The sequence below is a fragment of the Chryseobacterium sp. Marseille-Q8038 genome, assembly GCF_965111995.1.
Window position 1 is genome coordinate 2,888,587 of sequence record NZ_CBCOPN010000001.1, and the last position, 23,028, is coordinate 2,911,614.

Annotated in this window: 25 protein-coding genes and 1 tRNA gene; 23 read left to right on the forward strand and 3 right to left on the reverse strand. The window is 37.0% G+C overall.

What is annotated here, in order from left to right; translation table 11 throughout:
• Positions 1 to 105: 105 nt before the first annotated feature.
• Positions 106 to 179, reverse strand: a tRNA-Ile gene (locus ACWPWS_RS13460).
• Positions 180 to 241: 62 nt separating this feature from the next.
• Positions 242 to 640, reverse strand: a complete 399-nt coding sequence (gene mce / locus ACWPWS_RS13465) for a methylmalonyl-CoA epimerase (protein WP_105684333.1) — start codon at positions 638 to 640, stop codon at positions 242 to 244.
• Positions 641 to 733: 93 nt separating this feature from the next.
• Between mce and rbfA the strand changes: the two genes are divergently transcribed.
• The 8 genes from rbfA (at position 734) to ACWPWS_RS13505 (ending at position 9,094) form a co-directional block, all read left to right on the forward strand.
• Complete coding sequence (gene rbfA / locus ACWPWS_RS13470; protein ID WP_209785966.1) at positions 734 to 1,093, forward strand: 30S ribosome-binding factor RbfA; 360 nt, start codon at positions 734 to 736, stop codon at positions 1,091 to 1,093.
• Positions 1,094 to 1,096: 3 nt separating this feature from the next.
• Positions 1,097 to 2,302, forward strand: a complete 1,206-nt coding sequence (locus ACWPWS_RS13475; RefSeq protein ID WP_309513122.1) for an ABC transporter permease — start codon at positions 1,097 to 1,099, stop codon at positions 2,300 to 2,302.
• Positions 2,303 to 2,382: 80 nt separating this feature from the next.
• On the forward strand, positions 2,383 to 4,173 hold the full coding sequence (locus ACWPWS_RS13480; RefSeq protein ID WP_454046834.1) for an endonuclease: 1,791 nt from the start codon (positions 2,383 to 2,385) through the stop codon (positions 4,171 to 4,173).
• A 63-nt stretch (positions 4,174 to 4,236) separates the two neighbouring features.
• Entirely contained in the window at positions 4,237 to 4,974 is a 738-nt protein-coding gene (locus ACWPWS_RS13485; protein ID WP_454046835.1) for a shikimate dehydrogenase family protein, read from the forward strand.
• Between the two features lie 74 nt (positions 4,975 to 5,048).
• On the forward strand, positions 5,049 to 6,851 hold the full coding sequence (locus ACWPWS_RS13490; RefSeq protein ID WP_105684337.1) for a DUF349 domain-containing protein: 1,803 nt from the start codon (positions 5,049 to 5,051) through the stop codon (positions 6,849 to 6,851).
• A gap of 62 nt (positions 6,852 to 6,913) precedes the next feature.
• Positions 6,914 to 7,939 (forward strand): bifunctional diaminohydroxyphosphoribosylaminopyrimidine deaminase/5-amino-6-(5-phosphoribosylamino)uracil reductase RibD, encoded by a 1,026-nt coding sequence (ribD, locus tag ACWPWS_RS13495; protein WP_454046836.1) that lies wholly within the window; start codon positions 6,914 to 6,916, stop codon positions 7,937 to 7,939.
• A gap of 62 nt (positions 7,940 to 8,001) precedes the next feature.
• Complete coding sequence (locus ACWPWS_RS13500; RefSeq protein ID WP_165791713.1) at positions 8,002 to 8,166, forward strand: bacteriocin-like protein; 165 nt, start codon at positions 8,002 to 8,004, stop codon at positions 8,164 to 8,166.
• Positions 8,167 to 8,488: 322 nt separating this feature from the next.
• Entirely contained in the window at positions 8,489 to 9,094 is a 606-nt protein-coding gene (locus tag ACWPWS_RS13505) for an IMPACT family protein (RefSeq protein ID WP_105684339.1), read from the forward strand.
• Here the strand turns inward: ACWPWS_RS13505 and ACWPWS_RS13510 are convergent.
• Positions 9,091 to 9,801 (reverse strand): zinc metallopeptidase, encoded by a 711-nt coding sequence (locus ACWPWS_RS13510; RefSeq protein WP_185126835.1) that lies wholly within the window; start codon positions 9,799 to 9,801, stop codon positions 9,091 to 9,093. The genes ACWPWS_RS13505 and ACWPWS_RS13510 overlap by 4 nt on opposite strands.
• Before the next feature lie 104 nt (positions 9,802 to 9,905).
• Between ACWPWS_RS13510 and ACWPWS_RS13515 the strand changes: the two genes are divergently transcribed.
• The 15 genes from ACWPWS_RS13515 (at position 9,906) to nuoL (ending at position 23,026) form a co-directional block, all read left to right on the forward strand.
• Complete coding sequence (locus tag ACWPWS_RS13515; protein ID WP_454046837.1) at positions 9,906 to 11,036, forward strand: GNAT family N-acetyltransferase; 1,131 nt, start codon at positions 9,906 to 9,908, stop codon at positions 11,034 to 11,036.
• A gap of 59 nt (positions 11,037 to 11,095) precedes the next feature.
• Positions 11,096 to 11,272: a hypothetical protein gene (locus ACWPWS_RS13520; protein WP_002983535.1), complete on the forward strand. Its 177-nt coding sequence runs from the start codon at positions 11,096 to 11,098 to the stop codon at positions 11,270 to 11,272.
• Positions 11,273 to 11,545: 273 nt separating this feature from the next.
• On the forward strand, positions 11,546 to 11,917 hold the full coding sequence (locus tag ACWPWS_RS13525) for an NADH-quinone oxidoreductase subunit A (protein ID WP_047096005.1): 372 nt from the start codon (positions 11,546 to 11,548) through the stop codon (positions 11,915 to 11,917).
• A gap of 100 nt (positions 11,918 to 12,017) precedes the next feature.
• Positions 12,018 to 12,578 carry an NADH-quinone oxidoreductase subunit B gene (locus ACWPWS_RS13530; RefSeq protein ID WP_002983540.1) on the forward strand — a complete coding sequence of 187 codons (561 nt, stop codon included), beginning with the start codon at positions 12,018 to 12,020 and terminating at the stop codon, positions 12,576 to 12,578.
• Positions 12,579 to 12,584: 6 nt separating this feature from the next.
• Complete coding sequence (locus tag ACWPWS_RS13535; protein ID WP_034693433.1) at positions 12,585 to 13,079, forward strand: NADH-quinone oxidoreductase subunit C; 495 nt, start codon at positions 12,585 to 12,587, stop codon at positions 13,077 to 13,079.
• Positions 13,080 to 13,157: 78 nt separating this feature from the next.
• Positions 13,158 to 14,381, forward strand: coding sequence for an NADH-quinone oxidoreductase subunit D (locus ACWPWS_RS13540; RefSeq protein WP_209785973.1), 1,224 nt, complete (start codon positions 13,158 to 13,160; stop codon positions 14,379 to 14,381).
• Between the two features lie 103 nt (positions 14,382 to 14,484).
• Entirely contained in the window at positions 14,485 to 14,994 is a 510-nt protein-coding gene (locus ACWPWS_RS13545) for an NADH-quinone oxidoreductase subunit NuoE family protein (RefSeq protein ID WP_034693429.1), read from the forward strand.
• A gap of 102 nt (positions 14,995 to 15,096) precedes the next feature.
• On the forward strand, positions 15,097 to 16,455 hold the full coding sequence (nuoF, locus tag ACWPWS_RS13550; protein ID WP_105684342.1) for an NADH-quinone oxidoreductase subunit NuoF: 1,359 nt from the start codon (positions 15,097 to 15,099) through the stop codon (positions 16,453 to 16,455).
• Between the two features lie 5 nt (positions 16,456 to 16,460).
• The gene (locus ACWPWS_RS13555; protein ID WP_105684343.1) at positions 16,461 to 17,372 is read left to right on the forward strand and encodes a hypothetical protein; all 912 of its coding nucleotides are present in this window, start codon (positions 16,461 to 16,463) and stop codon (positions 17,370 to 17,372) included.
• A gap of 41 nt (positions 17,373 to 17,413) precedes the next feature.
• A complete protein-coding gene (locus ACWPWS_RS13560; RefSeq protein WP_105684344.1) occupies positions 17,414 to 18,412 on the forward strand; it encodes a 2Fe-2S iron-sulfur cluster-binding protein in 999 nt (332 codons plus the stop codon).
• A gap of 91 nt (positions 18,413 to 18,503) precedes the next feature.
• Positions 18,504 to 19,568, forward strand: coding sequence for an NADH-quinone oxidoreductase subunit NuoH (gene nuoH, locus ACWPWS_RS13565; protein WP_105684411.1), 1,065 nt, complete (start codon positions 18,504 to 18,506; stop codon positions 19,566 to 19,568).
• Between the two features lie 153 nt (positions 19,569 to 19,721).
• Positions 19,722 to 20,279, forward strand: a complete 558-nt coding sequence (locus tag ACWPWS_RS13570; protein ID WP_034693420.1) for a NuoI/complex I 23 kDa subunit family protein — start codon at positions 19,722 to 19,724, stop codon at positions 20,277 to 20,279.
• Positions 20,279 to 20,776: an NADH-quinone oxidoreductase subunit J family protein gene (locus ACWPWS_RS13575; RefSeq protein WP_209785974.1), complete on the forward strand. Its 498-nt coding sequence runs from the start codon at positions 20,279 to 20,281 to the stop codon at positions 20,774 to 20,776. The genes ACWPWS_RS13570 and ACWPWS_RS13575 overlap by 1 nt, the downstream gene beginning before the upstream one ends.
• A 4-nt stretch (positions 20,777 to 20,780) precedes the next feature.
• Entirely contained in the window at positions 20,781 to 21,110 is a 330-nt protein-coding gene (nuoK, locus tag ACWPWS_RS13580; RefSeq protein WP_002983557.1) for an NADH-quinone oxidoreductase subunit NuoK, read from the forward strand.
• Positions 21,111 to 21,112: 2 nt separating this feature from the next.
• Positions 21,113 to 23,026, forward strand: a complete 1,914-nt coding sequence (gene nuoL, locus ACWPWS_RS13585) for an NADH-quinone oxidoreductase subunit L (protein WP_454046838.1) — start codon at positions 21,113 to 21,115, stop codon at positions 23,024 to 23,026.
• Positions 23,027 to 23,028: the final 2 nt, after the last annotated feature.

Genomic DNA, 23,028 nt, shown 5'->3' on the forward strand with positions numbered 1-23,028 from the left:
TAAAGATTATTCAGTTTACTTGTGTTTACTTTTAAACTTGACCTATACCTTGACCCATTACAAAACAAAAGCACCTACATTTCTGTAAGTGCTTGATTTTTAGAGTGGTCCCACCTGGGCTCGAACCAGGGACCACCTGATTATGAGTCAGGTGCTCTAACCAACTGAGCTATAGGACCTCAAAATTTGGTTAAATTTTGTGTTTGCAAAAATAGTAAAATTTCTTTCACTACAAAATTTTTTATTGCTTTTCTTGGCAAAGTTCTACCAGTACTCCGTTGGTAGACTTTGGATGAAGGAATACAACTAATTTGTTATCAGCACCTTCTTTCGGTTCTTCAGAGATAAACTGAAATCCTTCTTTTTTTAATCTTTTTACTTCTTCCAGGATATTTTCAACCCCAAATGCCAGATGATGGATGCCTTCCCCCTTTTTATCGATGAATTTTGAGATCGGGCTTTCAGGATTGCTGGCTTCCAGTAATTCGATTTTGCTCTCCCCGGTTTCATAAAAAGAAGTCACCACACCTTCTCTCTCTACAGTTTCTTTTTTGTAGGATTCTTTTCCTAAGAGTTTCGTAAAAAGTTCATCAGAAATGCCTAAAGACTTTACAGCAATACCAATATGTTCTAGCTTCATAACTATTAATAAATATAATTAAATCGTAAATTTGATACTGCAGTTGAATTTCAAAGTATCAATTCAAACAAAAGTACTAAATTTGCAGAAATTATGGAAAGTAACAGACAAAGAAAAGTAGCACAGATCATTCAGGAAGACTTCGCAGAGCTTTTCCGCAAACAGGCTGCAGAAAGCAAACAGAGCATATTGGTATCTGTTTCAGATGTAAAAGTAACTGCCGACTTAGGAATTGCTAAGATTTATTTAAGCATTTTCCCGCAGGAATTCCGTACCGCTGTCATGAAGGAGATTGAAGAAAACAAGACTCAATACAGAAATTTTATTGGCCAGAAAATGGCAAAACAGGTACGTATCATTCCACAACTGAACTTTTACCTGGATACCGCTCTTGATGATGTTGAAAAACTGGAAAGAGAATTAAGAGGCGAAGGCGACAATCCTGTTTTATAGATCTTGAAGAATATTGCATTTTACATAGCATCCAGATACCTTTTGGCTAAAAAAGGAAGTACTGCCGTTACGTTCATTACGTGGCTGGCTGTAGGTGCCATGACGGTTGCTGTGACTGCAATGTTCGTCATCATTTCTGTTTTTTCAGGCCTCGAAGACCTGAACAAAGACCTTATTTCCAATCTTCATGCTGATCTTACTTTAAAAAGTGCTTCCGGAAAAACTATCAAAAATCTGGATAACGTCAGTAAAGTTTTGGGCAGTAATAAAGAAATCAAAAGTTTCTCCCGCGTTATTGAAGAAAAAGTATACATCAGTTTCAATGGTAAGGGTGACATTGCTTATTTAAGAGGTGTTGATTCTGCCTATGTGAAAGTAAACCCTATTAATAAAGAGGTGTTCTATGGAACTTATCCAAGTTTCAGATATTCCAATGAAGTATTGATGGAAAACAGTCTGGATAACAGACTTTCAATTCCTGTAGATTCTTCCAATCATTATGCGACCATCTTTATGCCCAAACCGGGAACAGGGATTATCAGTAAGGAAGAAGATATCTACAATAAAAGAGATATTTTGGTAACAGGCGTTTTCCCAGGAAAAGATCAGCTGGACAACTATATCATCTCTCCTATTGAGCTTACAGAGGAATTACTTAGTCTTCCAAAAAAATCGGCTTACCAGATTGTTATTAAACTGAAAAATCCGGAAAATGCGGATGCAGTAAAACAAAGCCTGCTTCCTTCGCTTGGGAAAAATATTGAGATTAAAACCAAGGAAGAAGAGAATGCTGCTTTCTGGAAAATGATCAACACGGAAAAACTTTTTATTTACCTGATTTTTGCACTCGTCATTTTTATTACCACTTTTAATCTTGCCGGAGCCATTATCATCCTTCAGCTTGATAAAAAAGAGCAGGCAAAATCATTGATATCACTTGGATTCCCTTTAAGCCATTTAAGAATGACTTATTTCTACACCGGAATCCTGATTGTTATTTCCGGAGTGATTACCGGATTGATTCTTGGAACAGCACTTTGCTACTTCCAGCTCTACACAGAGTTTTTCAGAGCTAATGAAGTTCTTCCATTCCCTGTAAAAATAGTGGGCAAAAATTACCTTATCGTAGCACTTACAGCATCCCTGTTTGGAATCACAATTTCATGGTTCTTTTCAAAAATCAGCAAAGAATATATTACTAAAAACTAATATTCTAAGTTTATATATTACATTAAGTTAATATACTTCGGTTTCATTTTTTCGTACCTTTACGCCCCAATTTTAAAGAAATGAAACGAATTTTATCTTTTTTTCTATTAAGTCTGACATTTATCAGCGCTTTAGCACAAGCTCCGGCTGGATATTACAATCAACCGGCAGGATTAACAGGTGCAGCTCTTAAAACAGCTCTTAAGAACATTATCACCAATGGACATATAGATAATGGCTATGGTGGCTTATGGACAGGTTATGCAACCACTGACCGCGACTATTTTTATGAGAATGACGGAACTATTCTGGATATCTATTCTGAAAATCCAAATGGACCGGACCAATATAATTTCACCCTGGGAACCAACCAATGTGGATCTAATGGCTACTCTAATGAAGGCGACTGTTACAACAGAGAACACGTTATTCCTCAGAGTTTATTCAACAGTGCTTCTCCCATGGTAGCTGATATTCATTTTATCCGTGCTACCGATGGAAAAGTAAACGGAATGAGATCCAACTACCCTTTCGGACTCGTAGGAAATACTTCTTTTACCTCTAAAAACGGATCAAAATTAGGCACCTCCGTATCAGCAGGATACTCGGGTACTGTATTTGAACCCATTGATGCTTTTAAAGGAGATATTGCCAGAATGTTCCTTTATTTTGTAACAAGATACGAAGACAAACTTTCCAATTTCACTTCCGGTGATATGCTTGGCAACACACCATTCCCGGGACTGCAGCCTTGGGCACTTAATCAGTATTTAATATGGAATGCAATGGATCCTGTATCTGCAGAAGAAATTGCAAGAAACAATGCTTCTTATACTTACCAGGGAAACAGAAACCCTTTCATTGATCATCCTGAATATGTTTCTCAAATCTGGGGATCTCCGGTAATTGACAACCAGGCTCCTACAGCAGCAACCAACCTTGTAGCCAACAATCCTACTTCAAACTCTATTGCTCTAAGCTGGACAGCTGCTACGGATAATGTGGGAGTAACTACTTACCAGGTTTATGCAAATGGTACATTAAAAGCTACCGTTTCCGGTACAACAACATCTACAATTGTATCAGGATTAGCTCCACTTACTCAATATACGTTCTATGTAATTGCTAAAGATGCTTTCGGAAACTCTTCTCCACAAAGTACAACTGCTACAGCAACTACTCTTGACGTTCCTGCCGGAGGCGGAAGCTGTGGAACGGAGGATTTTGAAATGATCACCGGAGCAGCAAACACTTACATGACAGCAACCTGGACGAACAACGGAATCTCCTGGACAGCAACTGACGCAAGAGTTGACCAGACCATCAACAACAAAGCCATTACCATCAGAAATGGTAACTTAACAAGTTCAACCCTTTCAAGCGGAATTCAGAATTTAACTTTAACCACACAGTTGAAATTCTCTGGAACTGCTGGTAATATCAATGTTTTTGTAAACGATGTGAATGTAGGAACTATTCCTTACAGTAATGTAGCAACGACAACTACCCTTAACAATATAAACGTAAGCGGAAACGTTGTCATTAAGCTGACAAACTCTTCTACTACCAACAGAGTTGCTTTGGATGACCTTAGCTGGGCATGTTTCGGTACGTTAGCTACTGCTGAAAACCAAAAAGCTCAATCAGCATTTACCATCTACCCTAACCCGGTAAGAAATAATGAATTATTTGTAAAAGGAGACAACCTTGACAAAATTTCAAAAGCTGGTATCTATGATCTTTCAGGAAAATTAATTGAAACGATTGCTAATCCTTTCAGACATTCAAACAAAATCAGTCTTAAAGGCTTGGCAAAAGGAACTTACATTCTGAAAGCAGACCATTTCTCTACTAAATTTATCGTAGATTAATTATTAAAAAATATTTCAAATCAAAGGCCGGATTTATCCGGTCTTTTTTTTTATTTTTGATGTATGGATTCCAATAAAAAATTAGGATTGATTGGAAGAAATATTTCCTATTCGTATTCTAAAAAATTCTTCGAAAACATGTTCCAAAAGCTCATGCTGCAGAATTTCTCCTACGATATTTTTGATCTGAATGAAATCAATGAAGTAGAAAATCTTTTTGTATCTCCGGAGCTGTTAGGATTTAATGTTACCATTCCTTACAAAGAAAAAATAATCGATTATCTTGATGAATTAAGTGATGAAGCTGAGAAAATAGGTGCTGTCAACTGTGTTCTTATTCAGGATGGTAAGAAGACCGGCTATAATACAGATGCTTTCGGGTTTGAAAAGACGCTTCTTTTACACAGAAAACCTTCACAGGACAAAGCTTTGATCTTAGGAAACGGAGGTGCGGCAAAGGCTGTCAAATATGCATTAGACAAACATAATATTCCTTCTGTGACCATTTCCAGAAGTACGGAAATCAATTTTGAAAACCTTGATCAGGAAACTGTTGCAGAACATAAAATTATCATTCAGTGTACACCGGTAGGTACTTTCCCGAATGTTAAAGACTGTCTGAACTTTCCTTTTGACGGGCTTTCTTCAGACCATCTGGTTATTGATCTGATTTACAACCCCAACTACACTCAATTCATCATCAATGCCTCTGAAAAAGGAGCAAAGACCGTGAATGGATATTATATGCTTGAACAGCAAGCAGAAAAAGCTTGGGAAATTTGGAATTTTCAAAAAAAATAACATAAATTAGTGCTTTAATTGGCCTTTCAGCTATATTTAAAGGATATTAACGCCACTCACATAAAAGATTTGCTATGACTACAGAAAACAATCTTTCTGAAAACGAAGAAAAGAAAAATCCTAACGAAGTATCTCAGGACACATCAGAAAACGCAGTTTCTCATGATGCAAACCAACATGAAGATGATGCAGCAGAACACCTGGAAGAACATGAAGAAGAAATTTCCCTTGCTGATGCTTTAAAGGAAATGGAAAAAATCATCAACACTCCCAATGCTGGTGAGAATTTCAAAAGATTCAACCAACTGAAGGAAAAAGCAAGTCATTACATCCATGATGAAGTGGAGGATAAAAAACACGAATATGTAGAAGCCGGAAATCCTGCTGAAAACTTCAGCTATGAACACCCTTCTCAAACTAAGTATTCTGCATTGGTCAATATCTTCAGAGAAAAACATGAAGACTTCCAGAAAGGACAGGAAGAAGAGCAAAAGAAAAATCTTGACCATCGCCAAAGTATTATCGAAAGACTTAAAAACCTTTATACCAACTCTGAACCCGGAATCAATCTTTTCAAATCCATCCGTGAGATTAAAGAAGACTGGTCAAAAGCCGGACAGGTTGCAAAATCTGAATTCAAAATTCTTAACAATAACTATTTCCACCACCTGAATCAGTTTTATCAGATGCTGGATCTGAACAAAGAGTTTTTGGAACAGGAATACAGCCACAACCTGGAAAAAAGAGAGCATATTATTGCCAGAGCTAAAGAACTGGAAAACGAACCGGTAATTCAGAAGGCTTTAAATGAGCTTCAGTACCTTCATAAATTATGGAAAGAAGAAGCTGAACCCGTAGCAGAGGAGTTCCGTGAAAAAACATGGGAAGAATTCAAAGAAATTTCCAACAAAATTCACGAAAGAAAATCTGAACTTTCTGCTTCTATCGAAAAAGAACAGGCCGTTAACCTTGAAAGGAAGAACGAGATCATTGCTGAAATCAAGAAACTTTCTGAACCTTCAGAAACGCCTAACCACAACTACTGGCAGAATTCCATCAAAAGAGTGGAAGATCTGCGCTCTGACTTTTTAAAAACAGGAAGTGTTCCAAGAAAACTTTCCAACCAAAACTGGAATGATTTCAAAACGACACTAAGAGGTTTTAATACAACGAAAAACAACTACTACAAATCGTTGAAAGGTTCTCAGCAAGCTAATCTTGAAGAAAAATTAAAACTGATCCAGACTGCACAGGATAATATGAATAATGAGGAATGGGATATTGCTGTTCCGTTATTCAAAAAGCTTCAGGAAGACTGGAAAAAAATTGGTCACGTTCCTAAGAGTATGACCAATAAAATCTGGGATGAGTTCCGTGATGCCTGTAATGCATTCTTCAACAACTACAGAGAGAAAAGCAATACCTCTACTGACAACTGGAAGGAGAACTACAAGAACAAAAAAGCCCTTCTGGATGAACTTAAAGAAGTTTCCAATGAAGAAGGCAGCATCGAAAAAATTGAACAGATCAAAACTTCATGGAATAATATTGGAAAAGTTCCTAGAGATAAAATTTCAATCAACTCTGAATTCAACAAAACATTAAGAGAGAAATTGAAAATAAACAAAATCAACGAACTTGAACTGAAAGAAGAAGGCTTATCTGAAAATCAGCTTACCGACAAAGCGAGAAAGATCAAAAATCAAATCTCTGATCTTGAGGCAGAAATCGTAAAACTGGAAAACAACCTTTCTTTCTTCAATAAACCGTCAAGAGAGAATCCTCTATTAAAAGACACATACAACACGATTGATGAGAAAAAAGCTCATCTTGAAACATTAAAACAAAATCTCCACAGCATCATCAGCGGAGAATAACAGATAACAAAATAAATAAAGGCGGAGCAAAGCAATTTGTCTTCGCTTTTTCTTTTTATACTATGAACAACGACGAATTTTATATCAAAAGATGCATCGAGCTGGCTCAGAAGGCACTTGGCAACACGTATCCTAATCCACTTGTGGGAAGTGTGATTGTACATAACGGAGAAATCATTGGCGAGGGTTACCATCATAAAGCCGGAGAAAACCATGCTGAAATCAATGCTATCAATTCGGTCAGAAATAAAGATCTTATTCCGGAATCAACGATCTATGTATCTCTGGAGCCTTGTGCCCATTATGGAAAAACACCTCCTTGTGCTTTAAAGATTAAAGAATTAGGATTTAAAAAGGTGGTGATTGGAGCAATGGATTCCCATGATAAAGTGAATGGTAAAGGAAAAAAAATCATTCAGGATGCAGGAATTGAAACCGTTTCCGGAATCCTGGAAAAAGAGTGCATTGAACTTAACAAAAGATTTTTCACTTATCACGAAAAGAAAAGACCTTATATTATTCTAAAGTGGGCAGAATCCGGTGATGGATTTTTGGATAAGGATTTTAAACCAACTGCTGTTTCCAATACGTTGGTGAATCAGTTTGTTCATCAGTTGAGAGCTGACGAGCATGCCATTCTGGTAGGAACTCAAACCGCTTTGCATGACAACCCAAGTCTCACTGTAAGAAATGCAGAAGGCGTAAATCCTGTCAGAATTCTGATTGATTTTGATTTAAAAGTTCCAGCCCATTTCAATATTTACAACAATGAAGCAAGAACATTGGTTTTAAATTCTATAAAAGAGTCTACTGAAGGACATATTCAATTCATCAAAATCAATAAGGATAATTTTCTTCCGGAATTGATGGAAGCCTTATACAAAGAACAGATACAATCTGTCATTATTGAAGGCGGCCGTTTTACACTGCAGCAGTTTATTAATGCTGATCTTTGGGACGAAGCCATTGTTATTAAGAATGAAAATCTGAAACTGGAAAACGGAACAAAAGCCCCGGAATTCAATCATTCAAAAACTAAAACTGAAGGCTTCAGAGACAATACAATCTCTTTTTTCAAATCAAAATAAAACCTTTTTATCACCGTGAAATGAAATAATTTATTTACATTAGTTACACAAAAAAAATTACTATGAAAAATGTAAAGAAAGTTTCACGACAGAATCTAAAAAAAGTAAACGGAGGAAATGCTCCTGAATGCTGTTCATTTTATCCACCTTCATTGCAGCATTGCTGTGCTACTCCATCCAGTATGAGTTGTCCACCACCTTGGGCAGACGGAACATTCTCATGCTAATCCAATAGTATTCAATAAAAAATAATACTATGAAAGATTTGAAAAAAATATCAAAATCCGGCTTAAAAGCAATCCAGGGAGGAGTCTTTGTAAACTGTACTCTACCTAATGGACAGCCTACGAGATGCAGAGATAAATGCCCTACGGATTTTTGTGGCCCTACAAGCTATTTATGCTTGATTCCTGAGGATTTATGTACTTAAAAAGTTTAAAAATCTTAGATAACAAAATATAAGCCGTCAAAATTGACGGCTTAATTTATGATAATGATGGAAGTTACTACAGCATTTAATACTTTTGCATAAACAAAGCAGGAACTCTAATGACGTTTGAATACAAAACCATAGAAAAACCCATAGAAAATACCCTTTTAAAAGAAAAAGGAAGCAAATTTATCGGATTTGCTTATCCGGTGACCAATGAAAAGGAATTAAAAGGTGCACTTGAAAAAATAAGGGAAGAACATCCGAAAGCTACCCATCACTGTTATGCTTTCAGAATGGGATTAAATGGTGAGAACTATCGTGCCAATGATGATGGTGAACCTTCCGGAAGTGCCGGGTTACCTATTTACAACCAGCTACTAGCGAATGAAATCACCAACATACTGGTGATTGTAGTCCGTTATTACGGAGGAACCAAACTGGGAGTTTCAGGACTGGTAAAAGCCTATAAAGAATCTGCGAAGATTACATTGGAAGAAGCTCATATCATTACCAGAGAACTGGAAACAGAAGTTGAAATCCAGTTTAATTTCAATCAGCAGAATACAATTTTCACATTGCTTTCTAGATTTGATGCTAAAGTTTTGAATTTCGATGCTAATGAAAACTGCATTCTTACCGCTTCATTAAAACTGGCACAAAAAGAAAGCATCTCAGAAAAACTTTCCGAGATGCAATATGTTTCGTTTGAATTTAATGATTAATCCCTTCTTCCACCAAGAAGCAAAGATGCCCAGTAAAGAAGCTGTGCCAAAGAACCTAAGGCAGCTACCACGTAAGTTCTTGCAGCCCATTTCAAACTGTCCTGTACTCCTACAAATTCTTCTGCAGTTACAGTGCCTGTATCTTTAAGCCATTTCATAGCTCTGTTACTCGCGTCATATTCCACCGGAAGTGTTACAAAAGCAAAAAGCGTTGTCATTGCAAACATAGCGACTCCAATCGCAAGAACAGTTGTATTTCCATTCGGATTTTCAATCGTTCTTGATGCAGCCATTACTGCGATACCCGCAATAAGAACAAACTGCATCAGATTGGAACTTATATTCACAATAGGAACCAGTTTTGAACGTAAATTCAACATAGAATACCCTACTGCATGTTGTACTGCATGTCCGCATTCGTGAGCTGCTACTGCCGCCGATGCTGCGTTTCTCTGCATATAAACTCCTTCTGAAAGGTTAACTGTTTTATCTGCCGGATTATAGTGGTCCGTCAACTGCCCGGGTACTGATATGACCTGAACATCATTTATTCCGTTATCTCTCAACATTTTTTCCGCTACTTCTTTCCCCGAAAGTCCATTTCGAAGGTGTACATTGGAATAATATTCAAATTTCGATTTCAATCTGGACGAAACCCACCAGCTCACCAACATTGAAATACCAATAATGATATAATAACCCACCATTTTATATAAATTTTGTGTTTAATTTTACCCATAATCATATAAAAACTGTGCCAAAGTATAAGATATTATTATTTATATTTGTCCTCTAATTCATCCCCAAAAACATGTCTACAATTTCAATTATTGAAGTAAAAACAGCTGACCAGCTCAAACAATTCGTAAGGTTTCCTATGGATCTGTACAAAAATAATCCGTACTATGTTCCATCTTTTATTAAAGACGAAATGAAAATCTGGGATAAAAAAGAAAATCCAGCCCTGCAATATTCAGAATCCAGACAATTTTTGGCCTTAAAAGATAACAAAGTTGTAGGAAGAATTGCCGTGATTATTAATCATAAAGAGGAAAAGGAATTAGGCATTAAAAAGGTACGATTCGGCTGGATAGATTTTATTGATGATGCTGAAGTTTCAAAAGCTTTGATACAAACCGCTACCGACTACGCCAGGGAACATAATATCAACATGATAGAAGGTCCAATGGGATTTACCAATCTTGACAAAGCAGGGATGCTAACCATGGGATTTGATAAACTGGCGACAATGATTGGAATTTATAATCACGCATACTATCCAAAACATTTGGAAAATCTTGGATTAACCAAAGAAAAAGAATGGGTAGAGTATGAAATGAATTTTCCAAAAGTACTTCCCGAAAAAGTAGAAAAATTCAGTGGATTAATTGCTCAGAAATATAAACTGAAGGTTCTTAATTTCAAGTCAAAGGAAGAAATTCTTCCTTATGTAGAGCCTATGTTTAAGCTTTTGGATGAAACATACAAACATCTTTCCACTTACACTCCTATTTCGGATGAACAAATCAAAACATACAGAGAAAAATATTTCCCTTTCATCAATAAAAATTATGTAATCTGCGTGGTAGATGAAAATCAGCAGCTGGTTTCATTTGCTATCACAATGCCTTCATATTCCAAGGCACTGCAAAAATCAAAAGGAAAATTATTTCCATTAGGATGGTGGCATTTTTTACAAGCCGGAAAAAAGAATGACCGTGCCAATTTCTATCTTATCGGAATTCATCCGGAATACCAGAGACGTGGGGTAACCGCTATTATTTTCAAGGAAATTTTTGTACGATTTACAAGCATGGGAATTGATTTTGCTGAGACCAATCCTGAACTGGAAGAAAATAAAAGTGTGCAGGTTCTTTGGCAGGATTATAACCCTGTCAACCATAAACGAAGAAGAACCTACTCAATGGAAGTGAATAAGTAGTGTACATTTCTACAATGTAGAAACAGTCTCACAACCTTAAACTCTAAACTCTGAACTTTATGAAACCACAACTCATTATTTTCGCTATTTTAATTGTAGGATTTATCAGTTACAACTTCTTTTTCCAGTCACCGGATGACAAAACAAATACGGTGATTAATATTCTTTTTGCCAGTATTCTTTTTGGATACATTTCCTTTATGGCCTATACTCTTTTGAAAAAAATGAAAAAATAAGATCTAAAATCAACATCAATAAGTCCTTTATCACTCTATTTTCATCCTGAATTACGTACATTCAAAATATCCAAACTGCATGTAGTGAATGCAATTTTTCCAGAGTCACTACAAAAAAAGGGTAAAAACACAACAAAAAAATAGTCCCAAAAAGCTAATTTTTATTGATTCTAAATTACCGATTTAACTCATTTTCATCCGACTTTTAAGCTGATAAATTTCATGCTTTCTTGTTTATTCGCTAAATTTGCAAATTGAGATAATAATGCAAAAATGAATTTACCTGAAAGTTATATTCCAATCCTTATCCAGGCTGGTGTAGCAGTAGGATTTGTAGCTGTTTCTTTGCTTGGGGCACATTTCTTGGGGCCACAACAGAAAAAAGGAGACTCTGTAAAAAACCAAAGCTGGGAATGTGGAGTTCCTGTAGAAGGAAATGCAAGAACGCCGTTTTCTATCAAGTACTTCTTGACTGCGGTATTGTTCGTACTATTCGATATCGAAATCGTATTCTTTTATCCTTACGCTGTAAACTTCAGAGAATTCGGTATGGAAGGATTCCTTGCTGTACTTACATTCGTTGCCATCTTCTTCATGGCGTTTTTCTATGTTTGGAAACGCGGTGCACTGGATTGGGATAAATAAATTTTAACATTAAAAGATTGATTTTATTTAAGTAATTTAAAGATTGTAAAGGTCTTGTTTTTCATCTTTAAATATTTTAATCTTTAAATATTTACTAAAAATGTCAGATAAAAAACCAGTAATAAGAACAGATGCACCTGCTCCCGAAGGATATGAAGGAGAAGGGTTTTTCGCAACAAAACTGAGCAGTGTAATCGGGATGGCAAGAAAGTTTTCACTTTGGCCGTTACCATTTGCTACCTCTTGTTGTGGTATTGAGTTTATGGCTACCCTGAACCCCACATATGATGCTTCAAGATTTGGTATGGAAAGAAACTCTTTCTCTCCAAGACAAGCAGATATGCTGATGGTTTGCGGAACTATATCAAAGAAATTAGGACCAGTCCTGAAAGAAGTTTACACTCAGATGGCTGAGCCGAAATGGGTGGTAGCAGTGGGAGCATGTGCTTCCAGCGGTGGTATTTTTGATACCTACTCTGTACTTCAGGGAATTGATAAAATTATTCCGGTAGACGTATACGTTCCTGGATGTCCTCCAAGACCTGAGCAGATTATTGAAGGAGTAATGCAGGTACAAGCTCTTGCGGAAAGCGAAAGCATCAGAAGAAGAGACATGCCTGAATATCAGAAATTATTAGATTCTTACAACATAAGCAACTAAACGGAAATGACAAACGAATTTGTATTAGAAGCAATCACAAGAGAATTTCCGGAATCTGTTATTTCAAGCTCAGAACCTTACGGAATGCTGACGATTGAGGTGAAGAAAGAAGATATCAAGAAGATCATTCACTATCTTAAAGATTCATCACTGGAATTTAATTTCCTGACGGATATCTGTGGTATTCATTATCCTGAATTTCCTGAGAAGGAAATTGGTGTTGTATACCATTTGCATAATATGATGGCCAATTTCAGATTACGTCTGAAAATCTTTATGTCCAGAGAAAATATTGAAGTAGACTCTCTTGTAGAGTTGTATGCAGGAGCTAACTGGATGGAAAGAGAAACGTATGATTTCTATGGGATTAAATTTAAAGGACATCCGGATCTGAGACCTATTTTGAATATGGAAGATCTTGGATACCACCCAATGTTGAAAGAATATCGCCTTGAAGACGGTACAAGAACCGACAAGAACGATAGCATGTTCGGAAGATAAAAAATAAAATATAAATGATAAATGATGATAGATAAATGATTATCGATTATCAACTATCAATTATCAATTATAATACTTATGAAAGATAACTCATTATCTAATATACTAAACCAGTACGAAAGTAAGGAACAGATTGACGGACAATTATACACCCTGAATCTGGGACCTACCCACCCTGCTACTCACGGGATTTTCCAGAATATCTTAACGATGGACGGAGAAAGAATCCTTCACGCAGAGCAAACCGTAGGATATATCCACAGAGCATTTGAGAAAATTTCTGAAAGAAGAAACTATTCTCAGATCACTACCCTTACAGACCGTATGAATTACTGTTCTGCACCTATCAATAACTTAGGTTGGCACATGACAGTAGAGAAACTGATTGGCGTTAAAGTTCCAAAACGTGTAGACTATATGCGTGTTATCTTGATGGAGCTGGCAAGAATCGGTGACCACCTGATCTGTAACGGGGTAACCGGAATGGACTCAGGAGCAATTACAGGTCTTACGTATATGTTCATCGAAAGAGAACGTATTTATGATATGTATGAGCAGATCTGCGGAGCCAGAATGACAACCAATATGGGAAGAATCGGAGGATTTGAAAGAGATTTCACCCCTAAGTTTCATGAGTTATTAAAGGACTTCTTAAAAACCTTCCCGGCAAGATTCAAAGAATTCTGTACGCTATTAGAAAGAAACAGAATTTTCATGGACAGAACCATCGGTACAGGAGCTATTTCTGCCGAAAGAGCATTAAGCTACGGTTTCACAGGTCCGAACTTACGTGCAGCAGGAGTGGATTATGATGTTAGAGTTGCACAGCCTTATTCTTCTTATGAAGATTTCGATTTCATCATTCCAGTAGGAACTTCTGGTGACACTTACGACCGTTTCATGGTTCGTCAACAGGAAATCTGGGAATCTCTAAAAATTATCAATCAAGCATACGACAATCTTCCTGAAGGACCATTCCACGCAGATGTTCCTGATTTCTATCTTCCTGAAAAGGCAGATGTTTATCAGAAAATGGAAGCATTAATTTACCATTTCAAAATCGTAATGGGAGAAACGGATGTTCCTAAAGGAGAAGTTTATCATGCTGTAGAAGGTGGAAACGGAGAATTAGGATTCTATCTTGTGAGTGACGGAGGAAGAAGTCCTTACAGACTTCACTTCAGAAGACCATGCTTCATCTACTATCAGGCATATCCTGAAATGATTACAGGTTCTGTAATTTCAGATGCCATTGTAACGATGTGTAGTATGAATATTATTGCGGGAGAATTAGACGCATAACAATTGTAAAAAGTACAATGTAGGATGTACAATGTACTTGAAAATATAAATAGTTAATAAATACTTTGTACTTTGTACAATGTACATTTTACAACAAAATAAAATGAGCGAAACAATAGCTTTTAAACCGGAAAGTTTAGCACAGGTACACAAAATTATCGCAAGATACCCTGAAGGAAGACAGAAATCTGCTCTTCTTCCTGTACTTCACCTGGCACAGAAAGAATTCGGAGGATGGTTAGATGTTCCGGTGATGGATTATGTTGCCGGACTATTAAGTATCCAACCGATCGAAGTATATGAAGTGGCTACTTTCTATACCATGTTTAATATGAAGCCGGTTGGTAAATATGTTTTGGAAGTTTGCAGAACAGGACCTTGTATGGTTTGTGGAAGCGAAAAAATCCTGGATCATATCAGAACCAAACTGAACATTAAGGATGGAGAAACTACTGAAGACGGTATGTTCACATTAAAGCCAGCTGAATGTCTTGGAGCATGTGGATATGCACCAATGCTACAGTTAGGAAAATTCTTTCATGAAAATTTAACGATAGAAAAAGTAGATGAAATCCTTGATCTTTGCAGACAGGGACAAGTTGCTTTAGACTAATAGAAATTTTAAATTCTAAATTTTAGATTTTAAATTATTCACTTAACGTTTAATCATAATTAATGCAAGAAGCCAAAAGCCTATTGCAATAAGCAAATAACAATGAGTAAAAAACTTTTACTTAAAGACGCACATATAGAAGGTATTCGCTACTTTGAAACATACCGTAAACAGGGAGGTTACACCGCAGCTGAAAAAGCCTTGAAGATGACTCCTGACGAAATTCTTGAAGAAGTAAAAGCTTCAGGATTAAGAGGTCGTGGTGGAGCTGGATTCCCAACAGGAATGAAATGGAGCTTTTTGGCAAAGCCAGAAGGCGTTCCAAGGCACCTTGTTGTTAATGCAGATGAGTCTGAGCCTGGAACATTCAAGGACAGATATCTGATGGAGTTCCTTCCTCATTTATTGATTGAAGGAATGCTAATTTCTTCTTACTGTTTAGGTTCCAATACTTCTTATATCTACATCCGTGGAGAATATTCATGGATTCCGGATATCCTTGAAGAAGCTATTGAAGAAGCCAAAGCAGCAGGATTTTTAGGTAAAAATATTTTAGGAACAGGTTTCGACTGTGAAATCTATGTACAGAGAGGTGGTGGAGCATACATCTGCGGTGAAGAAACTGCATTGCTTGAATCCCTTGAAGGAAAAAGAGGTAACCCAAGATTAAAACCGCCATTCCCGGCTGTAAAAGGTCTTTGGGAGAGACCAACGGTGGTAAACAATGTTGAGTCTATTGCTGCAATTGTTCCGATCATTGATATTACAGGTGCTGAATATGCTAAAATCGGAGTTGGAAGATCTACAGGAACGAAATTAATTTCGGCTTGTGGAAACATCAACAAACCAGGAGTATACGAAATCGACATGACGATCACGGTAGAAGAATTCATTTACTCTGATGAATATTGCGGTGGTATTAAAGACGGTAAAAAATTAAAGGCTTGTATTCCCGGAGGAAGTTCTGTTCCGATCGTTCCCGCTAACTTATTGCTGAGAACAGTGAACGGAGAGCCAAGATATATGAACTATGAATCATTGGCAGATGGTGGTTTTGCTACCGGTACCATGATGGGTTCAGGAGGTTTCATCGTTTTGGATGAAGACCAGTGTATTGTAGATCACACGATGACTTTAGCGAGATTCTACAATCACGAAAGCTGTGGGCAATGTACTCCTTGCCGTGAAGGAACGGGATGGATGTACAAGATTTTAAAGAAAATCGAGAAAGGAGAAGGAAAAATGGAAGATATCGATCTGCTTTGGGATATCCAGAGAAAAATCGAAGGAAACACGATTTGTCCGTTGGGTGATGCAGCAGCTTGGCCGGTTGCAGCAGCAATCCGTCACTTCAGAGATGAATTTGAGTGGCATGTGAAAAACCCTGAATTGTCTCAGACACAAAATTATGGATTGGCACATTATGCAGATCCTATCCCGGCCGTTGAAAAGAATGCGTAGGTAAGATGAAAAAATTATTGGTTGTCGGCTTAATGATGTCGAATCTTGTATTTGCACAGAACAAGAAGAGTGATACCGCAAATTATAACAGATCCGTAGAAGAGGATTTGTCATATGTAGTGAGTGAGAAAGAGCAGATTAAAGCTGAGAAAAAGGAAAAACCTCTACCATTAAGCAAAAAAGGTCAGGTTTTCGTATTTTATGGATGGAACAGAGCCGCTTATAGTAATTCTGACATTCATTTTACCGGAAACGGATACGATTTTCAATTGAATAACGTAACCGCACAAGACAGACCTACAAAATTCGGAATTGTCTATTTTGATCCAAGCTGGTTTACTGTAACACAGTATAATTTCAGAATAGGATATTTCATTAAAGACAATTTAGCATTGGTATTAGGGATAGACCATATGAAATATGTAATGGATCAGAACCAGACTGTTGGTTTCAAAGGACATATTTCAGATCCTGAATATGCAGCGATGGTTCAAAACGGGCAGGTGAATCTTGCAGATGAGAAGTTCCTTACTTTCGAACATACTGATGGACTTAATTATGAAAACTTAGGTCTTGAGAAATACAAAAATCTTGTTCATAAGAAAAATATAGATTTAGTATGGTCTTATGGAGCCGGAATCGGATTTATGTTTCCGAAAAGTAATGTAAAGCTTTTTGGTAATGAAAGAAGTGACCGTTTTCACGTTGCAGGTATGGGAACTGATATCAGATCTAGTCTTAACTTGGTATTCTGGAAAAACTGGATGCTGAGATTAGAAGGAAAAGCCGGTTATATTAATATGTGGGATATTAAAACTACATTGAATAATAAACCAGACAAAGCACGTCAGGATTTTGTTTTCGGACAAATTCTGGGAGGAATTGGATATACATTTAATACAAAGAAATATAAATAACAAAGCCTATTGCTTAACGCATAAAGCTTAAAGCATATCATATGAGCGAAGAAGTTAAAAAATTCAAAATAACTATAGACGGACAAACTACCGAAGTGATGCCTGGTACTTCTATTCTGGAAGCTGCAAGACAAATCGGTGGTAAATCTGTACCTCCTGCAATGTGCTACTACAGCAAGCTGGAAACCAGTGGAGGAAGATGTAGAACTTGTCTGGTAGAAGTTTCTAAAGGATCTGAAGCAGACCCACGCCCTATGCCAAAATTAGTAGCAAGCTGCAGAACTAATGTAATGGACGGTATGGAAGTAAAAAATCTTACTTCTGAGAAAGCTCAGGAAGGAAGAAAAGCGGTTACCGAATTCCTATTGGTAAACCACCCGCTGGACTGCCCTATCTGCGACCAGGCAGGAGAATGTCATCTTCAGGACTTAGGATATGAGCATGGTGTGGAAAATACAAGAACAGAATTCGAAAGAAATACTTACGAAGCTGATGATCTTGGTCCGAACATCAAATTGAATATGAACCGTTGTATTCTTTGTGCAAGATGCGTATTAACAGCCAATCAGCTTACAGAAACAAGAGAACACGGTATTCTTTTCAGAGGAGATCACGCTGAAATTTCAACCTATCTAAATAAAGCGCTAGACAATGACTTCATCGGAAACGTTATCGACGTTTGCCCGGTAGGAGCATTAACAGACAGAACAGCTCGTTTTGCCAGCAGAGTATGGTTTACAAAACCAATGAATGCTACTTGTAAATGTGATAAATGTTCCGGAAAAGCTTTAGTATGGTTTAAAGGTGACGAAATTGTAAGAGTAACTGCAAGAAAAGACCAGTGGGGTGAAGTTGAAGAATTCATCTGTGATACATGTCGTTTCGAAAGAAAAGCATTATCAGACTGGAATATTGAAGGTCCTAGACATATCGACAGACATTCTGTAATTTCATTGAACCACTACGAAAAACCAAAGGATGAGCTAAGAGTTTTAGACAATCCAATGGCTAAAGAAATCAGTGAAAAAGACGAAAAATAATTTTAATAAGATTCAGATTTCAGATATTAGATGACAGATTTTCTTCATTCTAATTTCTAACTTCTAATATCTAACATCTATAAAAATAAAAATGGATTTACTTACATTTAAACTTATACTTGTATTAGCACTTTTCCTGCTATCATTAACGATTGCAGCCTACTCTACCTGGGCAGAAAGAAAAGTAGCCTCTATCATGCAGGATAGAATTGGTCCCAACAGAGCCGGACCTTTCGGATTACTGCAGCCTCTTGCTGATGGTGGAAAATTCTTCTTTAAAGAGGACTTTACACCAGCCAATGCAGAAAGATTCCTTTTCGTATTAGGCCCAGCTTTGGTAATGTTTATTTCATTGATTACAGGAGCTGTTATTCCTTGGGGTAAAAGTTTAAATATTGCAGGTACTTCTTTTGATCTTCAGGTAGCGAACATTGATGTTGGTGTACTTTTCATCATAGGAATGGCTTCCATCGGGGTTTACGGAATTATGATCGGAGGTTGGGCTTCGAACAATAAATATTCATTACTAGGTGCTATCCGTGCTTCTTCTCAGATGATTTCTTACGAATTGGCAATGGGATTAGCACTTCTTTCTATCATTATGATGACAGGAAGTTTAGATTTGAAAGAAATTACTGAAAGCCAGACTACCGGAAAATTATGGGGCGTTATTCCTTGGGGTTCCGGAATGAACTGGAATATTTTCTACCAGCCGATCGCTTTCCTTGTTTTCTTTGTAGCTGCATTGGCAGAAACCAACAGACACCCTTTCGATTTACCTGAGTGTGAATCTGAACTGGTAACAGGATACTCTACAGAATACTCTTCCATGAAGTTAGGTTTATATATGTTCGGAGAATATGTGAACATGTTTATTTCTAACGCTTTCATGGTAGTTCTTTTCTTCGGAGGATACAACTATCCTGGTATTGAATGGGTAACTCAGAACTGGGGTGAGAATACTGCAGGAATCTTAAGTATCGTAGCATTCTTAACGAAGACTGTCATCGGGATTCTGATCTTCATGTGGATCAGATGGACGCTTCCAAGATTCAGATACGACCAGTTAATGCACTTAGGATGGAAAACATTAATCCCAATGGCATTGGTAAACCTATTAATTACAGGAGCTGTAATTTTAGCATTTGCAAACTAAGAAAATTTGAAAATGAGCTGATTTGAAAATTTGATAATGAAATCAAAGTTTTATCTTTAGCCTGTCATATTTCAATCGTCAATATTAAATAATTAAGATAGCAGACAAGATTAGTCTAAAATCTGGTGTCTAACATCTAATATCTATAATTAAATGAAACTTACAAACAGATCAAAAGTTGTTTCCAATAAAGAAATGACCCTTGCTGAAAAAATCTACCTTCCTGCCATCTTTACAGGAATGGGGATTACATTTAAGCATGCTGTAAGAACCGTGATAAAGGGTGCTCCCGCAGTATATTCGTATCCGGAAGTACAGAAACCAAGAACTACCATCTGGAGAGGTCAGCACGTCTTGAAAAGAGACGAGGAAGGCAGAGAAAGATGTACTGCTTGCGGACTTTGTGCGGTAGCTTGTCCTGCAGAAGCCATTACGATGACGGCTGCTGAAAGAACTAAAGAGGAAAGAGGTCTTTACAGAGAAGAAAAATATGCTTCAGTATATGAAATCAATATGCTAAGATGTATTTTCTGTGGTATGTGTGAAGAAGCTTGCCCTAAATCTGCCATCTATCTTACGGATAGATTAGTGGATGTAGAAACGAATAGAGGTTCTTTCATTTACGGAAAAGATAAACTAGTTGAAAAAATAAATGAAAGGATTGATATCACGACAAGACAATCCGAGAAACAAAAAAATGCGGTAAAATAATGGATCAGTTTTTATTTTTCTTGGTGGCGTTTTTAGCAGTGGCAAGTGCAGTTTACTTTGTATTTGCAAGAAATCCTCTCTATGCTATTTTGTCATTAATTGTTACAATGTTTTCAATTGCAGGAATGTACATTCTTTTAAATGCACAGTTCCTTGCAATTATCCAGATTATAGTGTACGCAGGTGCCATCATGGTACTTTTCCTTTACATCCTAATGATGCTTAACCTTAATAAAGGAGACGAAAGTAAGAAGAACAATACTTTAAAATTTGTTGGAGTTTTTACAGCATGTCTTTTATTAATTGGAGTTTTAGGAGTATTCAGAGGAGTACAAGACAAACACATTGTTGTTGAAAATGTAGACAGAGGTATTGGTCTTACGAAAAATCTGGGTAGACTTTTGTTTAATGAATATGTTTTACCGTTTGAGCTTGCTTCCATCCTAATTCTGGCAGGTATTGTAGGCGCGGTATTAATCGGTAAAAAAGATTTATAAAATTATGGGAGAAGTAAATACATTTATACAAAGCATCCCTTTGGACTACTTTATCATTCTTTCATCAGTATTGTTCTGTTTGGGAGTAATGGGAGTATTGCTTAGAAAAAATGCTATTGTGATTCTGGGCTGTGTAGAGCTTATGCTGAATTCTGTAAACCTTTTATTGGCAGCTTTTTCAGCATATAAAGGCAACGGCGACGGACAACTTTTAGTTTTCTTCATTATGGTGGTAGCTGCTGCTGAAGTAGCGGTAGGTTTGGCAATTATTGCTATGCTATATAGAAACACCCGTTCTGTAGATGTGAGTATATTTAATAAATTAAGAGGATAAGAATGGAGAATCTAGTATATGCAATAGTACTTTTACCACTTTTAGGGTTTCTTATTAACGGGTTATTCGGAAAAAATCTTCCAAAAATATTGGTAGGATCTTTGGCTACTTTGATGGTTTTTGGATCTTTCTGTATTGCAGTAAGTATTTTCATGAATTTCAATTCTGAAAGCCAGCCTGTTATTGTAAAAGCTTTTGAATGGTTTAGAGTAAATGGAGTTCAAATCAATTTTGGATTCCAGATTGATCAGCTTTCTTTAATGATGGTAATGATCATTACGGGTATCGGTTCACTGATCCACTTATACTCTATCGGATATATGAGTCATGATAAAGGGTTCTACAAGTTCTTTACTTATCTGAATCTTTTCATCTTCTCCATGTTACTTTTGGTAATGGGAAGCAACTACCTGATCCTGTTCATCGGATGGGAAGGGGTAGGTCTTTGTTCTTACCTGTTGATCGGATTCTGGTACACTAACGAAGAATACGGTAAAGCAGCAAGAAAAGCTTTCATCATGAACAGAATTGGTGACCTAGCGTTATTGATCGGTATCTTCATGATCGCTTCACAGACCAATGCTGTAGATTATCTTTCTGTAGCAGAAAACGCTTCAAAATTTGAATTAGACGGAACAGTGATTATCTTTATCACAGCGAGTTTATTCATCGGTGCTACCGGTAAATCTGCTCAGGTTCCATTATATACATGGCTACCGGATGCGATGGCCGGACCTACTCCTGTATCAGCGTTGATCCACGCGGCAACGATGGTAACAGCAGGGATCTATTTGGTAGTAAGATCAAACTTCTTATTTACTTTGGCTCCTACAGTACAGGGAGGAATTTTATTCATCGGATTCTTAACAGCTGCTTTGGCAGGATTCTATGCACTACGTCAGAACGACATCAAAAAAGTATTGGCATACTCTACCGTTTCACAGCTTGGATTTATGTTCATCGCTTTAGGTCTTGGAGCCTATACAACAGCAATGTTCCACGTAATGACACACGCATTCTTTAAGGCTTTATTATTCTTAGGTGCAGGTTCTGTAATCCACGCAATGAGCAACGAACAGGATATGCGTTTCATGGGAGGTCTTAAAAAATATATTCCTCTTACACACGCTACATTCCTGATCGGAACATTAGCCATCTCAGGTTTCCCTTTATTATCAGGGATGATCTCTAAAGACGAAATTTTAGTAGCCGCTTTCGCTAAAAATCCAATCTATTGGGTAATCTTATTTGTTTTAGCGGCAATGACTGCAACCTATATGTTCAGACTGTACTATTTGACATTCCACGGAGAATTCAGAGGTACTGAAGAACAAAAACACCACTTACATGAAAGCCCGTCTAATATGACATTACCATTGATCGTATTGGCTATTCTTTCTGTAATCGGAGGTTTCATCAATCTGCCACACTTCATCGGCCACGGGCACTATGCTAAACTGATGGAATGGTTAAAGCCGGTTCTTACAGAACAAAGCTTCAGCCAGATGGAAGCTACTCTTTCAGGAGTACCTTTTAATACTGAAATGATCTTATTAGCAGCTACAGTGCTTATGTTCTTCTCTGTATGGTTCATCGTTAGAAATACTTATGTAAGTAAGAAAAAGATGGCTGTTGCAGAGGAAAACTACACCGGATGGGAAAAGCTTTCTGCTAAGAAATTATACGTTGACGAACTTTACAACGCATTGATTGTAAAAACTGTTGAAGGATTAGGACGCGGAGGAAAAATGTTTGATAAGGGTATCTTAGACCGTTTTGTAAACTTTGTAGGTGATGGTGCTGAAGACAGCGGAAAAGCTATGAAGCGTGTACAGAACGGAAATGTAGAGACATATATCCTTATCATGTCTTTAGCGGTGGGAATTATATTAATTGTTAACTTTTTATTACAATAATA